A 14824-nucleotide genomic window follows, 5' to 3' on the forward strand; every position below is an offset into this window, starting at 1 on the left:
TCAGCCACGGGCTGTTAATCTGCTAAGCGATAATAGCTATATTTCACATTTGGAGTTCGATAGACCGCATAACCCGCTTGACGATAATCAGACACCCAATCCTTACCTGAATATGCTGCGATATGACCATAACGGCTACTTTGATTGCGGTCGATAATATAAATATCGCCTTTCTTAGGACGATCAAACGCTAAATTAATTTTTTGATAACCAATTTTTTGTAATGTGCTGCCCCAGTCTGCTGCGGCAACGGGGTGACCGTTAAAACGTGCCCCTGCGGACTCAAGTGCTAGACGAACACTGCGGGCACATTTCTGAGTACTGCTTTGGCGGGTAATGCCTTGTAAAAATCCAGTCAAACGATCGATATCGATACGCTGACCATTGCGGGATACCACATTTTTAGTTGCTGCTTTTTGAGTGGTATTGGACTTGCCCGTATTTTTACTCGCCTGAGAACGAATTATGATATTTGCCTGAACTGGAGCATGCACTTCACTCAAGTTTACATTGTGATCATAAGCCATTCTTTAACCCACACTCCCGCCTATATTTAGGCATTCAAAAATTTTAACGAGGGTGATAGTACCGCGTAAATCATGTTTTTTCATGTAAAAAATGTAAGATTTCTTAAACAAATCTTCACAATTAAATACGACCGTCTATTTTTAATTCAAATAGATTTATTTTTGATATCAAACTTTTAATCAAAAATAGTTGTTCAAAATCACCTCTTCATAATGAGAAAAATCACGTTTATTTTTTAATCAAACTTATCTGTATTTTTTTTCACCGCTGCGAATGGAACATCGCTTAATAAGTAAACAATAAAGTTTAAGTCTTCTAAGCTCATGCTTGATTTAACAGACATATTGTCTCGTTAACGCTTGATGTAATTGTTATAAATAGACGTCTTCAACTCAGAAAATCCAGCGCTTGTTGCCTGCAAAATTTGGTCATCACCCAATAAACACCGTATGTTTTTGATTTTTTAAACCTGACCATATTCAAGCGCCCATCGCAGTTCCTTCCTCACGCAAAACAAGCTAATATGTGCCACAAGAAATTTAGCAAATTATGAGAGAGACATGCGCCAGTATTTAGACCTTTTACAACACATTCTCGACAACGGCGGCGACAAGGGCGACCGTACGGGTACGGGAACACGTTCTGTATTTGGTCATCAGATGCGCTTCGATCTTTCTCAAGGTTTCCCTTTACTCACCACCAAAAAAGTTCATTTCCGCTCTATCGTGATTGAACTACTGTGGTTCCTTAAAGGCGATACCAATGTTCAATATTTGCAAGACAACAAAGTCTCGATTTGGGATGAATGGTCTACAGCAGAACAAACTGCTCGTTTTGGTCGTCCTGCCGGTGAATTAGGTCCTGTTTATGGTCATCAATGGCGTAATTTCGGGGCGACCAAAAAAGCCGATGGCCTATATGAACAAGATGGTTTTGACCAAATTAAATGGTTGGTCAATGAAATCAAAACCAATCCTAACTCTCGTCGTCTAATCGTGTCTGGTTGGAACCCAAATGAGGCAGGTAATGTTGCATTGCCACCATGCCATACCTTGTTTCAATTTTTTGTTCAAAACGGAAAATTATCTTGCCAATTATATCAACGTAGTGCTGACGTTTTCCTAGGTGTGCCGTTTAACATTGCCAGCTATGCCCTGTTAACACACATGATTGCACAAGTTTGTGGTCTTGGTGTGGGCGACTTCGTTTGGACCGGTGGGGATACACATTTGTATGCCAACCATTTCGAACAAGCGCAGTTGCAACTGACACGTGAACCAATGGGTCTGTGCCAATTAAAACTCAATCCTGAAATCACCGATCTTTTCGATTTTAAATTTGAAGATATTGAAATCGTAGGTTATGAATCACATCCTGCGATTAAAGCCCCTGTTGCTGTTTAATTTCAGAAATCCCAAGTGAAAAGCAAAATCCCGCTTTACCTCAAGCGGGATTTTGTATTCTAATAGACGACAAATAATTCGGCTATTTGAGTTCAAACTATGGCATTTCAAAATTTAGAAATCGTGCACGTTGTCGCTATGGATCAGCAGCGCTGCATTGGTAAAGGTAATGATTTGCCGTGGCATATTTCTGCCGATTTACAGCACTTTAAAGCCATCACCCAAGGTGGTGTAGTGGTTATGGGACGCAAAACCTTAGAGTCTATGGGACGTACCCTTCCGAAGCGTGTCAATTGGGTCATTACACGAGATAGCAATTGGTCATTTGAAGGCACCAAAGTCGCATATAGTATCGACGAGGCGTTAACGCAAGCTGTTGCTGATGTCGCAAGTTCAGAAAAACCAACGAGTCTTTTTATTATTGGTGGTGGTGAAATTTTTAAGCAAACCATCGGCATCGCAGACCGTTTAGAACTCACGCATGTTGAACTGGATGTTCAAGGTGATGCGCATTATCCTGAAATTCCTGCGGACTTTCAAAAAGTGGCGTCAGAACAACATATCGACGACAAAACTGGGATTGCTTTTGAGTTCGCAACTTACCGAAAATAAAGAAAAATCTTAAGCTAAAAGAAAAATATGCAACAGAGTGACCAACAAGCAATCTTCAAAAAAATAGGGCGAAGTATTCTTCATTCTCTATTTAGTGTGTTTGTCCTCTGTTCTTCGATTTGGCTCTGTGCCGCCCTGTGGATACAGCAACCGGCAGGCTGGCTAGGCAGCCGCATTATCATTGGGATCTGGATCGCTTTTGCTCTAAGCATTTTAGGCATCTATATTACCCAACACTTTTTTAGCCGTCGTAAAGATGTCTTGATTTATATTGTGGGCTTTATCTGTGGTCTATTTTGGTATTTTGGCATGGAAGCACGCCAAGATCGTGAATGGAATCCTGAAGTAGCAGAAATTCTACATTATGAAAAGCAAGGCAATCTTGTCACCTTGCACAATGTGCGTAATTTCGACTGGCATGCCGATGGCAGCTATACCCCGCGTTGGGAAACCCGCCAATATGACCTAAGTCAAATCAATGGCGTCAACATCATTACCTCATATTGGATGGGGCCGCAAATTGCCCATACACTGGTCACTTTTGATTTTGCTGACCGACCACCGCTGACGTTTTCGATTGAAATTCGCAAAGAGAAAAATGAAGAATTCTCTGCGATTGGTGGTTTTTTCCGTAAATATGAACTGAGCCTCATTGCATCAGATGAAAAAGATATTATCTATACCCGCAGCAATACACGCGGAGAACAGGTCTATTTCTTCCCCGTAAACATGCCAAAATCTGAAATGCAGGCGCTGTTTATTGAATATCTACATAAAGCCGATGAACTGCAGACTCAACCCAAATGGTACAACACACTCACTAGTAATTGTACAACACTGGTGTTTGACATGATTCAAGCGGTTTCCAAACATCAACTTCCAACCGATTACCGCTTATTTGCATCCGGTTATTTGCCGAATTATTTGCACGACCTCCATGCCATAGACCAAAATTGGGATATGAAAACATGGTATCAAAAAGCCCATGTTAACCCCCGCGTCTCTCAAATTAAGCAACTGAGCAGTGAACAATATTCGAAGTTAATCCGACAAGGTTTGCCGCATTCACAGTCTAATCCAAGCGCCAATCAATTGTAATTCTTAAATATTGATACAAATATGGCTAGCTTATCTGTGCGATATTTGCTTAGATAATTGAAATGCTTCCACGGGGAAATTCCGATGCTAAAACAAATATTTGTTGCTGCAACTTTGGTTTCAACTTTAGTGGTGACAGGCTGTGAAAGCATGCCTGCACAAGACAACACCATAACTGAAAATTTAAACCTATTACAAAACCGTACTTGGATTGCCACTCAGATTGGCAACACCCCAATCAAAACAGCACCCAATGCGCATAATATTCCAAGCATTCAATTCGATGCGGCTTCAAAACGTGTCTCAGGTGCAGACGGCTGTAATCGTATAATGGGTGGCTATAATGCTGGCAAAGACACCATAACGTTTGGCCCGATTGCATCGACACAAATGGCTTGTCTCAATAACAATGGGCTAGAGCGACAGTACCATGCAGCACTCGAAAAGGTAACGCATTATCAAGTTTTTGGAAAAACCTTGAAATTGCTAGACCGTCACGGCAATTTATTAATTCAATATGAAAGCGCTGTTCAACCGCGTTAAATCATTAAAAAAGTCTGCTTCGGCAGACTTTTTTATTCACTGTTCAGTCATGCCAGAGACATTTAATGCACATAAACTAGTGATTAGTATACAGACGTACATTGCAGTTTTTAGCTATAACCCCATATTAAACATCAGGGAACAAAATAGGATTTCACTATGCAACAAGCGGTATTTGGTGGTGGGTGCTTTTGGTGTGTAGAAGCAGTTTTTCTACAACTAAAGGGCGTGCAAACAGTCGTCAGTGGTTATGCAGGGGGAGTTACTCAGCATCCGAGCTATGAGCAAATTTGTGAGGGGAATACCCAACATGCAGAAGTCATTCAGATCAATTTTGATGACAGCCAAATCAGTTTTAGCCAATTGCTGGATGTATTTTTCGCAACCCACGATCCAACCACGCTGAACCGTCAAGGCAATGATGTCGGCACACAGTATCGCTCAGTGATTTTCTATCAAGACGAATCACAAAAGCAAATCGCTGAACAACGTATTGAAGAATTAAAAGCTGAAGGCATCAATATCGTGACTGAACTGAGTCCAATGCCGACCTTCTACCCTGCCGAAGAATATCATCAGAACTTCTTTGCGCGTAACCCAAACCAAGGCTACTGTAATTTTTCAATACCACCTAAACTCATGAAATTACGTAGCAAATTTCAAGACCTACTCAAATCTGAGTGATCTATTTGTACGACATTTTTTCAAAATAGAGACATAAAAAAAGCGACATTTCAGTCGCTTTTTTTAGTTATCTTTGCTCAGTGCTTAGTTATCACTGGCAAAGGCGATATCGCTGAGTCCGGCTCCACTCGCACGCGACATCACTTGTGCAACTGTGTCATAACGTGATTCTTTATCAGCTTTTAATACCAATGCAGGCTTACGTTCTTGCTGACCAGCTGTATTTAGACGACTTTCTAAATCTTCGAGCGTGACAATATCACCATTCCAAGCGATATCACCCGCTGAGTTAATGCTGATGGTTACGCTTTCAGTTGGCAGATCAATCACTTCTGCAGTCGTTTGTGGCAAGGTTAATGGAATTGATGGGTTGGCAACAGTCGCAGTCACCAAGAAGATGATCATCAATACCAACATAATATCGATGAGCGGAATGAGGTTCATCTCATTCATGCCAGCATCGTTGTCTTCACCCAATTGAAAAGCCATTAAGCTTGACCTCCAGCTAAACTTTGCTGTGCAGTTTTCACGTCTTCTTTCTTCGCTGCAGATTCTTGTTGCAACATAGTATCAATCAATAAACCATGCGCTTGATCTTGCAATTCATTCGAAAGTGTACGGTTAAAACGAACACAGATGTTATAAGCCAAAACCGCAGGAATCGCCACAGCCAAACCAAGACCGGTCATGATCAAGGCTTCACCAACTGGTGTTGCTACTTGTGCAAGACCTGCTTGACCGCTTTTTCCTACTGCTACAAGGGCATGAAAAATACCCCATACTGTACCGAACAAACCTACGAACGGTGCAATTGAAGCAATCGTACCCAATACAGATACGCCTTTTTCAGCATTAGCTTTTTCTACCGAAATTTGACGTAGTAATGCTTGTTCTGCCACAGCCTTACGTTGTTCAAAAGCCAAAGGAGCAAATTTCGCTTTCAGTTTGCTTAGTGCATCTGCAAGGTGGTTATACGCCACTTGTTTGAGCTGACGTGTGCCCATAATACGAAGAACGAAGATCGTCCAAGTCGCAATCGACATTGCAAGTAACACGAAATACAGTGTTTTGCTGACTGCATCTGCATGTTGCCAATAAACTGAAAAGTTCATATTCGAACTCCTAATGGGTTAGCCGGAATCTTAATTAAGTTTAAAGTTGAATGGTTGATCAACTCGCGTCGGAGTTGCCACACCATTATCAATATATTTGGATAAACGTGCACGCTTCACTGCATCAGTCACTTTACGGTTTACAGCAGCGCCACAAGTCGAGTTTTTAATCGTTGCTGATTCGACTTTACCTTCAGCACTTGCAGCAATCGCAACTTCAACTGTACACGACGCTTTTAATTCACCATTTTCAAATTGAACATTCGGTTTCTTAATCCAACTGACACCATTACCGATGCTGACTATTTTAGGTGTCGGTGGCGCAGGTGGTGCTGGAGGCGCAGGTGGTGGTGCAACAGGTGCCGGAGGTGTTGGTTCAACACGAACGACTTTCGTTTCAGAAACCACAGTTGAAACAACAGGTGTTGGTGGTACGTTTTTGACCGCTTCAACAGTTGGTTTCGGCGCATCTTTCTTTTTCACCTGTTCCACTTTTTCCACTTTCTTCGGTGGAGGTGGTAACGGCTTATCTACTATTTTAACTTCTTTTGGCTTTGGTGGCTCTTTCTTCGGTTCTGGTTTTGGCTTCGGAGGTTCAGGTTTTTTCTCTTCAACAATCTTCACAAAACGAACTTTAATCGGATCTTTTTCGATCGGTTTAAGTTCTGGTGCTTTCATATTGCTGACCGCCCACAATACGCCCACATGCCCTATCACAACAGCGAGAAGCGCAGTAATGATTTTCTTTTTCATCGGGTTAGGTGATTGCATCATTGGAGCGGGAGATTGACTCATTAAACTCAGTTACCTTGAAGAAGCGATTGCATTTATTTTGTCAAAAATACAATCATGCTCATCGGTTAGCACAATTAAAGTACGGCAATAATAAATGAGAAGTGTTTTCATTTGCAACTATTAATTCGTCAGTTTTAATGACTTTTTTTAATCATAATATAAAAAAGGCATACCTAAAGTATGCCCTTTTATTCAAAAAATCATCTCGTTTTATTGAAATACAACAGTTTTATTACCATCGACAATAATACGATCTTCAAGATGCCATTTGACTGCACGTGCGAGTACATTACGCTCTACGTCCTGACCTAACTCACGCAATTGTTCAACGGTAAAGTCGTGGCTTACACGCTCTACGTCTTGCTCAATAATCGGCCCTTGGTCAAGATCCGCAGTCACATAGTGTGCTGTCGCACCAATCAACTTCACACCTTTTTCATGCGCTTGTTTATATGGGTTCGCACCAACAAAGGCTGGGAGGAATGAATGGTGAATGTTGATCACTTTCATTTCCCATTTTTGAACAAATTCTTCGTCTAAAATTTGCATATAACGAGCAAGAACCAATAAATCATTGCCTTGCATCAATTGATCAATTTGCTCATAAGCTTCACGTTTGTTTTCTTTGTTCACGGGAACCACTTCAAACGGAATACCGAAATTTTCTACAGATTCACGTAAAGCATCGTGATTAGACACGACTTTGGTGATTTCACATGGTAAACCACCACGTGCATGACGCCATAACAGTTCAAGCAAAGCATGGTCAACTTTAGACACCAAGATACCGACTTTCTTCACATCACTGACTAAGGCTAAACGCCAGTGCATGTTGTAACGCTCAGCAACATTGCTCGCAAATGTTTGAGTTAGACTTTCTTTACGGCTTTGTAAATTGTCCAATTCGAACTCAACACGCATGAAGTATCGCCCCCCTTGAGCTTCAGTCGCGTATTGATCAAGTGCGGTAATATTTGCTCCCTGATGATACAAAAAGCTCGATACAGCTTGCACAATCCCTGGTTTATCTTCACAGGTAATGAGTAAGCGTGCTGTGTTAGCGGTCGACATATTCATGTTGGTTTATATCACTAATCAGTTAAATTGAAAAAATAGCCGAGTATTCTAACGCTTTTTAAAGCCAGACTAAATAGTCTTATTCAGTAACCTGATGCTTTACGTTTGAAAGACTTGCAAATAAGTCCGACGGCCCTAAAGTTTCGAGCAGTCGCTCATAGGTTTCACGGCTTTCACCACGTAGATATGCGCCTTCTAAGAACACCATTTGTCGCAGTGCTTGCCACACCCACTTTTCTTCCAAAGTATTGGAGTCGGTAATATGGCCCGACATATAAAGGAAGTTGGTCCAGTTGGTCAGCACGATCCACAAGTTAATGGTTAAGGCCTCAATTTCAGAATCGGTCATCTGCATTAAGCCTGCGTCAACAAAGGCACGATAAATTTTCTGCCCTTGTTGCATAACTTGACCGGCAAAACGTGGATACATTTTGCGGAAATCTTCATTATTTTCGACCAAGTGATAAACATCACGATGTAAAAAGCGATAAGCCCATAATTGGCTACTTAACACTTGGAAATAGCGAATTTTATCATTGGCATCAAGCTGACGATCATCAGGAAGCGCTAACATTTCTAGCGTTTCATGCTGATATTGCTCCATTAATTCCTTAATAATTTCACTTTTATTTCGGAAATGGTAATACAAGTTACCTGGGCTCATTCCCAGTTCAGCAGCAATATGATTGGTTGTCACTGAACGCTCGCTACGCTCATTAAACAACTGCAAACTCAGCTGCAAAATACGTTCTTTCGTTTTTAAGGTTTTGGTGTGAGACATCCTAAAACAACCATTTATTTCAAAGCATTAGAACACTAACACATAAAGTAACTTGACTATTTAGAGTATTTACTCTAAAAATTAATTAATCGCTAATTTGGATATGGTCGTGCGACATGAATAGTCAGACAAAAACAACTTCAATGACACCACATTCTTTTGATCACCAGCATCTCAACAATATGTTGGAACAGCAGAAACAAGCGTATTTACGTTACCCATTGCCTACAGCGAAGGAACGTATTGACCGTTTGGCTCGGCTTAAGCGTATCTTAGTTAAGTATCAAGATCAATTTGCTGATGCAATTAATCAAGACTATGGTAACCGTTCTATCGGTGAAACCAAGATTGGTGAGTTACTCACATGTCTTGAGCACATTAAATATTATAGCAAGCATTTGACAGACTGGATGAAACCATCCAAACGCCATGTCGGAATTATTCACCAACCTGCAAAAGCATGGGTGCAATATCAACCGCTTGGTGTCGTCGGCATTATTACGCCATGGAACTACCCACTGCTTCTTTCTATAGGCCCACTGATTTGTGCTTTGGCTGCGGGCAACCATGCCATGATCAAAATTTCGAGTGCCTCTGCGGCATTCGGTGATGTGCTAGAAAAAGCTCTCGCAGAAGCATTTCCTCAAGAATTGGTGGCAGTCGTCAACGGTGGTGGCCCAATTTCAGATGCGTTTAGTCACCTTGCCTTCGACAAAATGATTTTTACTGGCTCGACCAATGTCGGTAAAACCGTCATGGCGGCAGCGTCTGAAAACTTAGTTCCGGTGATTTTAGAATTAGGCGGAAAGTCACCTGTATTGGTTCATCCGTCTATTGACCTTGCAGATGTCACACAGCGTCTTGCGGTTGGTAAACTTTGGAATGCAGGTCAAACTTGTGTTGCACCTGACTATGTGTTCTTACCTCGTGGTAAAACAGCTGAATTTTTAGATCACTATAAAGTGTGCGTTGAAGCAATGTACCCAAGTATTGCCCAAAATCAGGACTACACCTCGATTATTAATGACAAGCAGTACAACCGCCTACAAGGTTATTTAGAAGATGCGCGTGATCAAGGCGCACAAATCATCAGTTTTAACCCACAAAATGAAGATGTGGACGCTGTACGTAAAATTGCACCGACTGTTTTAACGGGTGTCACTCCAGACATGCAAATTATGCAGCATGAAATCTTCGGTCCGATCCTTCCGATCATGGAATATGATCAAATTGACGAGGTTATTGCTTTTATTAATAGCCGTCCTCGTCCACTTGCTTTATACTATTTCGACTTTGATCAGGCACGTGCCGACTATGTCGCAACACGTACCCATTCAGGACATTTCGGACAAAACACGGTATTAACCCATGTTGCTCAAGATGACCTGCCGTTTGGCGGTGTGGGGGCTTCGGGTATGGGGAAATATCATGGTCCAGAAGGTTTCTTCAGTTTGTCGCATGAACGCTCGGTGATGTCGAATCCAAAACTCTATAGTTTGAAATTCATTCTTCCACCGTTCAATAAGCCGATCCACAAACTGATTTCGAAGACACTTCTTCGATAAACGATCAAGGCATGAACGATCACACTAGGTGATCGTTCGTTTTATGCAAAATCGCTTGTCTTTTAAGCGCATTTTTGATATAAAACGCCCCTTGAATGAATTCAATGTTTTTTTTGACTGGCCATACAGATTTGCTGTTGGCTAAATCAATGGAGTTACACCATGTCTAAGGTTTGCCAAGTTACCGGCAAGCGTCCAGTCGTTGGTAACAACGTCTCACACGCCAACAACAAAACTAAACGCCGGTTCGAGCCGAACCTGCATCACCACCGTTTTTGGTTAGAAAGCGAAAAACGTTTCGTACGTCTTCGTCTAACTACTAAAGGTATGCGTATTATCGACAAATTGGGCATCGAAAAGGTTGTTGCTGACCTACGTGCTCAAGGTCAAAAGATCTAAGGAGCTACGAACATGCGTGATAAAATTCGCCTAGTTTCTTCTGCTGGTACAGGTTATTTCTACACTACCACTAAGAACAAACGTACTATGCCGGAAAAAATGGAAATCAAAAAATTTGATCCAAAAATCCGTCAACACGTAATCTTCAAAGAAGCTAAAATCAAATAATTTTAGTTTTTTGAAAAAAACGACCTACTTAGGTCGTTTTTTTTTGCATTTTTTTTATTCGAATTGCTAAACTTTCAAAATGCTTTTTGGCACTTTTTGTGCTTGTCTTTTTTACCCTTAACTTAGGCTTAAGGAGTTTTTAGTGCCTCATGATGTAGAACTCATAATATTACTTGCTGTTGGCTTTGGTTTTGCCTTAATTTTTGGCTATATTGCTGCACGCCTGCGACTTCCTCCCCTTATCGGCTATCTGATTGCCGGTATTATTATTAGCCCAAACACACCTGGGGTAGTTGGCGATATCCATCTCGCTAACCAATTGGCCGAACTCGGTGTCATGTTCCTGATGTTTGGCGTGGGTATGCACTTTTCACTCAATGATTTGATGCAAGTCCGTCGTATTGCCCTCCCGGGTGCCATTTTACAAATTGCAGTGGCGACCTTACTCGGTATGGGAATTTCCATGCTTTGGGGCTGGAGCATGGGCTCAGCCTTAGTGTTTGGCTTAAGTTTGTCGTGTGCAAGTACTGTCGTTCTACTCAAAGCCTTAGGTGATCGCGGTTTACTCAACTCCGTCAATGGTAAAATTGCCGTGGGTTGGCTCTTGGTTGAAGACTTGGTGATGGTTTTGGTCCTGGTCCTTCTGCCTGCTACTGCCGTACTGCTTGGCGGCCAACCGCTCACAGAAAGCAGTGCTGATGAAAATATTTGGCTGACCTTAGGTCTAACTTTACTCAAAGTTGCTGGCTTTATTGCCTTCATGCTGATCATTGGTAAACGTTTAGTGCCAATGATTATGCAAGTGGTTGCACGCTTAGGCTCACGTGAATTATTCACGCTCACTGTGGTTGCAGCAGCCGTGTCTATTGCCTTTGGTGCCTACAAGGTATTTGGTGTATCCATGGCACTGGGCGCATTTTTTGCCGGTATGGTGGTCAAAGAGTCTGACTTTAGTCACCGTGCAGAAGAAGAAACCCTTCCGCTTCGTGAAATTTTTTCGATTCTGTTTTTCGTCTCCGTCGGCATGCTGTTTGATCCACGGATCTTGATTGAACAACCGCTTCACGTCTTAGCTGTGGTCGGTATTATCATGATTGGTAAGACCATCGCTGCAATGGCATTAGTATTGTTCTTCCGCTACCCCATCAATACCGCATTAACCGTTGGGGCAAGCTTGGCGCAAATTGGTGAGTTCTCATTTATTTTGGCGACCTTGGGTGTATCTCTAAACCTCCTTTCTATGGAAGGACAAAACCTGATACTGGCAGGTGCATTAATCTCGATTACGCTGAATTCATTTGTATTTTCTGCAATCGAGCCTATGCAGCGACTCATCCGTGAGCGCTCGAATTTGGCTCGTTTACTGGAACGTAGTAGTGACCCATTGGCCATGTTGCCGGATGAGGTCTCACAGGATTATCTACGTGATCAGGTGGTGCTGATTGGTCATGGTGAAGTCGGTCGTCGTATTACCCGCGAATTAATGAATGAAAACATTAAAGTGGTTATTGCTGAAGAAAACCGTGAAATCGTGGAAAACTTGCGGGAAAAAGGCATCGCTGCGGTATCCGGTGTAGCAACAGAACCTGGCGTTTTAATTCAAGCCCATATTCAACACGCACGCCTTTTGGTCATTTCACCTATGGATATTTTAGATATTCATAAAATTGTCGATATTGCCAAAATGCTGAATCCTTCTATCCAAGTATTGGTTTGTGCGGAAAGCAAAGAAGAAGCTGAAGTCATTCGTCGTGACAATATCGGTGAGGTTTATTATGCCAAAGAGGAAATGGCGAAAAATATGAGCAATCATATTTTAAATCAAATCCAAATTGCCCATCACCAAACACCGACACACTAAGATGTCAAATTAAGTGCTTAAAGGTGATACCAAAAAGGCGATGCATTTAAGCATCGCCTTTTTTTAATGGATATAATTCATTAATTTTAAAATTACAAATAATTGAATTTAAAAAACATATTGATAAAATAAGCATCAAACGAAGCATCATTTTTAAAAACTTCAAACAAGATACGAGATAAACATGTTCATTCTTTATTTAGGCCTTGCCATTATTATAATTGGCGGTCTGGGCTTTCTCATCGCTGCATTTAAAACCAGTATTTTATGGGGACTAGGCTGTCTATTGTTTTATCCCATTTCCATCGTCTTTCTGATTCTGTATTGGCAAGATGCCAAAAATCCTTTTTTCTTACAGCTCATCGGGGTCTTTATTGTATTTTTAGGTTCGATACTGATCTCACCTACTGAACTGGGCACAGTCTAAGTGCCATTTTGGGTATAAAAAAACGCACCGAAAGGTGCGTTTTCATCATGATCTAAAAATCAGTGCCTATATGATTAGCTCATATATTTAGGCTTTTCATCGACCACTTCGGCATGCCATTCATCCACTTGTTTTTCTAACAAACCAAACAATGCAGCCTGAATCATTTGCTGAGCGATCACACTCATTTGATCGCCCAAAATATTGCGTAATTCTTCATTGAATTGGATAGTCACCAAAGGCTCTTTTTCTGAGCCTGCATTACGCAATGCCAACTCACCACCTTCCAATTGAACCAGCTCTAAAATTGCTTCCTGGTTCCCAAAGAGTTCTTTCAACTGTTCTATAGACATATATCCCTCCATGCGCAACATGGTGATAAAGGCATCTGCACTTTGTATTACTTAGATAATCTTATATCGGGTTAAATAAATTTATTTCAAGTAGCAATAGTCCGATTAGAACTCCACCATCTCGTTACGAAATCCATCAATTAATTGAGTTAGATCACGATGCCATTCACGCAAAATAGCGGTATCTGGCAACCATGCTTGCGGTGTTTGGGTAACTTTAATAATTAAATTTGAAGACGTTTCATCTTCTGGCTCTGGTGCAGACGGTTCAGGTGCATATTGACACATACGATGTGCGCGTTTCAGCTCTGCAATAAAGCCCTGCTTTGCCAATTGCTGCATAACAGTCACTTCAGGTGATACCTGACCTTTTTCAGCCATCAGCGTTTCAATCGACTTTAACGTGGGCGCAGGATCATTTAAACGATAGTAACGCACCAACTCTTGTAAAAACGCAAGTACTGCACCATGCAAATGAAAAACTGCTGCTTCGCGATAAGCCTGAGCTTGTTGAACATGATCGGTCTGCTCAGCTTGCTGACATGCAAGACGGCTAAAATATAACTTTTGATTGGTACGATCAGCATGAAAGCGAGCAACACGAGACATGAACAATTCCCTAAATTTTGGCGTTTTTCTACATGAATAAGCTTAAACGGATTTTTAGGAAATTCACAATAAATATTATGGATGATCGATTTCAATTAAATAAATGTCACGCTTTGCGGGAACAGGCATATCCCAATGGATCATCCTGATATTTTCCAGACGCCAAGCCCAGTACCCTGCTGCCCAATATGTCGCCTGCGCTTGCTCTACCTCTGTTTCAGTCCATGCATGAACGTCATATACATCGACCATCGCCACTGCACGTCCAATATCTTCATCTCCGCTTTCATGTAAGTAGCGTTGATTTTCCACGATCACTAAATCTTTTAAAGGCAAATGCTCAGGCTGCCATGAGCGGACTTCAAGCGTTTTAAGCCCAGACGCAATGTTCGAACCAGATGGCGCAACAATAGACAAAGCCGAGTAGCGTTTTTTCATAGATCCCCGATAAAAAAAGGAGCGTTACGCTCCTTTTTGAATTTATGCTTTAGGCTTATCTTCAGCCGCTTTTACACGAATACCCGCACCTTTGACTTTCAAAGTATTCAGGCCTTTAATCGCTTTTACAGCTTCACGACCATTTGGCATTTCAACAAAACCAAACCCTTTCGATTTACCTGTGCTTGCATCCATAACAACAACAGCAGACTCTACTGCGCCAAATGGTTTAAACAGTTCAACCAATTCTGCTTCAGTAACTGAACGCTCTAAGTTACGTACTAAAATTTTCATTCAATCTTCCAAATAGGCAGCATCATCAAAAAGCATTTGTCTATTTTGCTTTTTAACTTGCGTGTAAATCACGTCAA

At 41.5% G+C, this 14824-nt stretch carries 20 protein-coding genes; 10 read left to right on the top strand and 10 right to left on the bottom strand.

The genetic code is table 11. The features are described 5' to 3' along the window. Window positions 1–14 precede the first annotated feature (14 nt). Window positions 15–527 carry a peptidoglycan amidohydrolase family protein gene (locus FTU05_RS07525; protein ID WP_078189680.1) on the bottom strand — a complete coding sequence of 171 codons (513 nt, stop codon included), beginning with the start codon at window positions 525–527 and terminating at the stop codon, window positions 15–17. A 561-nt stretch (window positions 528–1088) separates the two neighbouring features. Between FTU05_RS07525 and thyA the strand changes: the two genes are divergently transcribed. The 5 genes from thyA (at window position 1089) to msrA (ending at window position 4868) form a co-directional block, all read left to right on the top strand. Continuing rightward, window positions 1089–1931, top strand: a complete 843-nt coding sequence (gene thyA, locus FTU05_RS07530; protein WP_078189681.1) for a thymidylate synthase — start codon at window positions 1089–1091, stop codon at window positions 1929–1931. Between the two features lie 99 nt (window positions 1932–2030). Then, window positions 2031–2543, top strand: a complete 513-nt coding sequence (locus FTU05_RS07535; protein WP_168377882.1) for a dihydrofolate reductase — start codon at window positions 2031–2033, stop codon at window positions 2541–2543. 27 nt (window positions 2544–2570) lie between these two features. Beyond that, window positions 2571–3641 (top strand): DUF4105 domain-containing protein, encoded by a 1071-nt coding sequence (locus tag FTU05_RS07540; protein WP_180164808.1) that lies wholly within the window; start codon window positions 2571–2573, stop codon window positions 3639–3641. A gap of 84 nt (window positions 3642–3725) precedes the next feature. Next, entirely contained in the window at window positions 3726–4184 is a 459-nt protein-coding gene (locus FTU05_RS07545) for an META domain-containing protein (protein WP_180004564.1), read from the top strand. A gap of 159 nt (window positions 4185–4343) precedes the next feature. Next, window positions 4344–4868 carry a peptide-methionine (S)-S-oxide reductase MsrA gene (gene msrA / locus FTU05_RS07550; protein WP_180115882.1) on the top strand — a complete coding sequence of 175 codons (525 nt, stop codon included), beginning with the start codon at window positions 4344–4346 and terminating at the stop codon, window positions 4866–4868. Between the two features lie 84 nt (window positions 4869–4952). Here the strand turns inward: msrA and FTU05_RS07555 are convergent, their stop codons facing one another. The 5 genes from FTU05_RS07555 to FTU05_RS07575 form a co-directional block, all read right to left on the bottom strand. Then, window positions 4953–5357 (bottom strand): biopolymer transporter ExbD, encoded by a 405-nt coding sequence (locus FTU05_RS07555; protein WP_078192724.1) that lies wholly within the window; start codon window positions 5355–5357, stop codon window positions 4953–4955. Beyond that, the gene (locus FTU05_RS07560; RefSeq protein WP_078192725.1) at window positions 5357–5980 is read right to left on the bottom strand and encodes a MotA/TolQ/ExbB proton channel family protein; all 624 of its coding nucleotides are present in this window, start codon (window positions 5978–5980) and stop codon (window positions 5357–5359) included. Before FTU05_RS07560 ends, FTU05_RS07555 begins: the two co-directional genes overlap by 1 nt. Window positions 5981–6010: 30 nt before the next feature. Further along, window positions 6011–6775, bottom strand: a complete 765-nt coding sequence (locus FTU05_RS07565) for a TonB family protein (RefSeq protein WP_180164810.1) — start codon at window positions 6773–6775, stop codon at window positions 6011–6013. A gap of 210 nt (window positions 6776–6985) precedes the next feature. Beyond that, window positions 6986–7852, bottom strand: a complete 867-nt coding sequence (purU, locus tag FTU05_RS07570) for a formyltetrahydrofolate deformylase (RefSeq protein WP_078192727.1) — start codon at window positions 7850–7852, stop codon at window positions 6986–6988. Between the two features lie 79 nt (window positions 7853–7931). Next, window positions 7932–8633, bottom strand: a complete 702-nt coding sequence (locus tag FTU05_RS07575) for a TetR/AcrR family transcriptional regulator (RefSeq protein ID WP_180004567.1) — start codon at window positions 8631–8633, stop codon at window positions 7932–7934. 116 nt (window positions 8634–8749) lie between these two features. Between FTU05_RS07575 and FTU05_RS07580 the strand changes: the two genes are divergently transcribed. From FTU05_RS07580 to FTU05_RS07600, 5 genes are all read left to right on the top strand, one after another. Next, entirely contained in the window at window positions 8750–10198 is a 1449-nt protein-coding gene (locus FTU05_RS07580; RefSeq protein WP_180164812.1) for a coniferyl aldehyde dehydrogenase, read from the top strand. 162 nt (window positions 10199–10360) lie between these two features. Continuing rightward, window positions 10361–10597 (top strand): 50S ribosomal protein L28, encoded by a 237-nt coding sequence (gene rpmB / locus FTU05_RS07585; RefSeq protein WP_000048256.1) that lies wholly within the window; start codon window positions 10361–10363, stop codon window positions 10595–10597. A gap of 12 nt (window positions 10598–10609) precedes the next feature. Beyond that, window positions 10610–10765 carry a 50S ribosomal protein L33 gene (gene rpmG / locus FTU05_RS07590; RefSeq protein WP_001205031.1) on the top strand — a complete coding sequence of 52 codons (156 nt, stop codon included), beginning with the start codon at window positions 10610–10612 and terminating at the stop codon, window positions 10763–10765. 142 nt (window positions 10766–10907) lie between these two features. Then, complete coding sequence (locus FTU05_RS07595) at window positions 10908–12626, top strand: cation:proton antiporter (RefSeq protein ID WP_180073299.1); 1719 nt, start codon at window positions 10908–10910, stop codon at window positions 12624–12626. A gap of 184 nt (window positions 12627–12810) precedes the next feature. Beyond that, entirely contained in the window at window positions 12811–13053 is a 243-nt protein-coding gene (locus FTU05_RS07600) for a hypothetical protein (RefSeq protein WP_180164814.1), read from the top strand. Window positions 13054–13127: 74 nt separating this feature from the next. Here FTU05_RS07600 and FTU05_RS07605 read toward each other — a convergent pair whose 3' ends face one another. The 4 genes from FTU05_RS07605 to FTU05_RS07620 form a co-directional block, all read right to left on the bottom strand. Further along, window positions 13128–13406: a hypothetical protein gene (locus FTU05_RS07605; protein WP_078192732.1), complete on the bottom strand. Its 279-nt coding sequence runs from the start codon at window positions 13404–13406 to the stop codon at window positions 13128–13130. 105 nt (window positions 13407–13511) lie between these two features. Beyond that, complete coding sequence (locus FTU05_RS07610) at window positions 13512–14015, bottom strand: DUF6586 family protein (RefSeq protein WP_180010190.1); 504 nt, start codon at window positions 14013–14015, stop codon at window positions 13512–13514. Window positions 14016–14090: 75 nt separating this feature from the next. Continuing rightward, window positions 14091–14453 carry an ASCH domain-containing protein gene (locus FTU05_RS07615; RefSeq protein ID WP_180164816.1) on the bottom strand — a complete coding sequence of 121 codons (363 nt, stop codon included), beginning with the start codon at window positions 14451–14453 and terminating at the stop codon, window positions 14091–14093. Between the two features lie 42 nt (window positions 14454–14495). Then, window positions 14496–14747 carry an RNA-binding protein gene (locus tag FTU05_RS07620; protein ID WP_078189697.1) on the bottom strand — a complete coding sequence of 84 codons (252 nt, stop codon included), beginning with the start codon at window positions 14745–14747 and terminating at the stop codon, window positions 14496–14498. Window positions 14748–14824 lie beyond the last annotated feature (77 nt).

Origin of the sequence: Acinetobacter sp. YH12049 (assembly GCF_013419875.1) — a bacterium.
Taxonomy (GTDB): Bacteria; Pseudomonadota; Gammaproteobacteria; order Pseudomonadales; family Moraxellaceae; genus Acinetobacter; species Acinetobacter amyesii.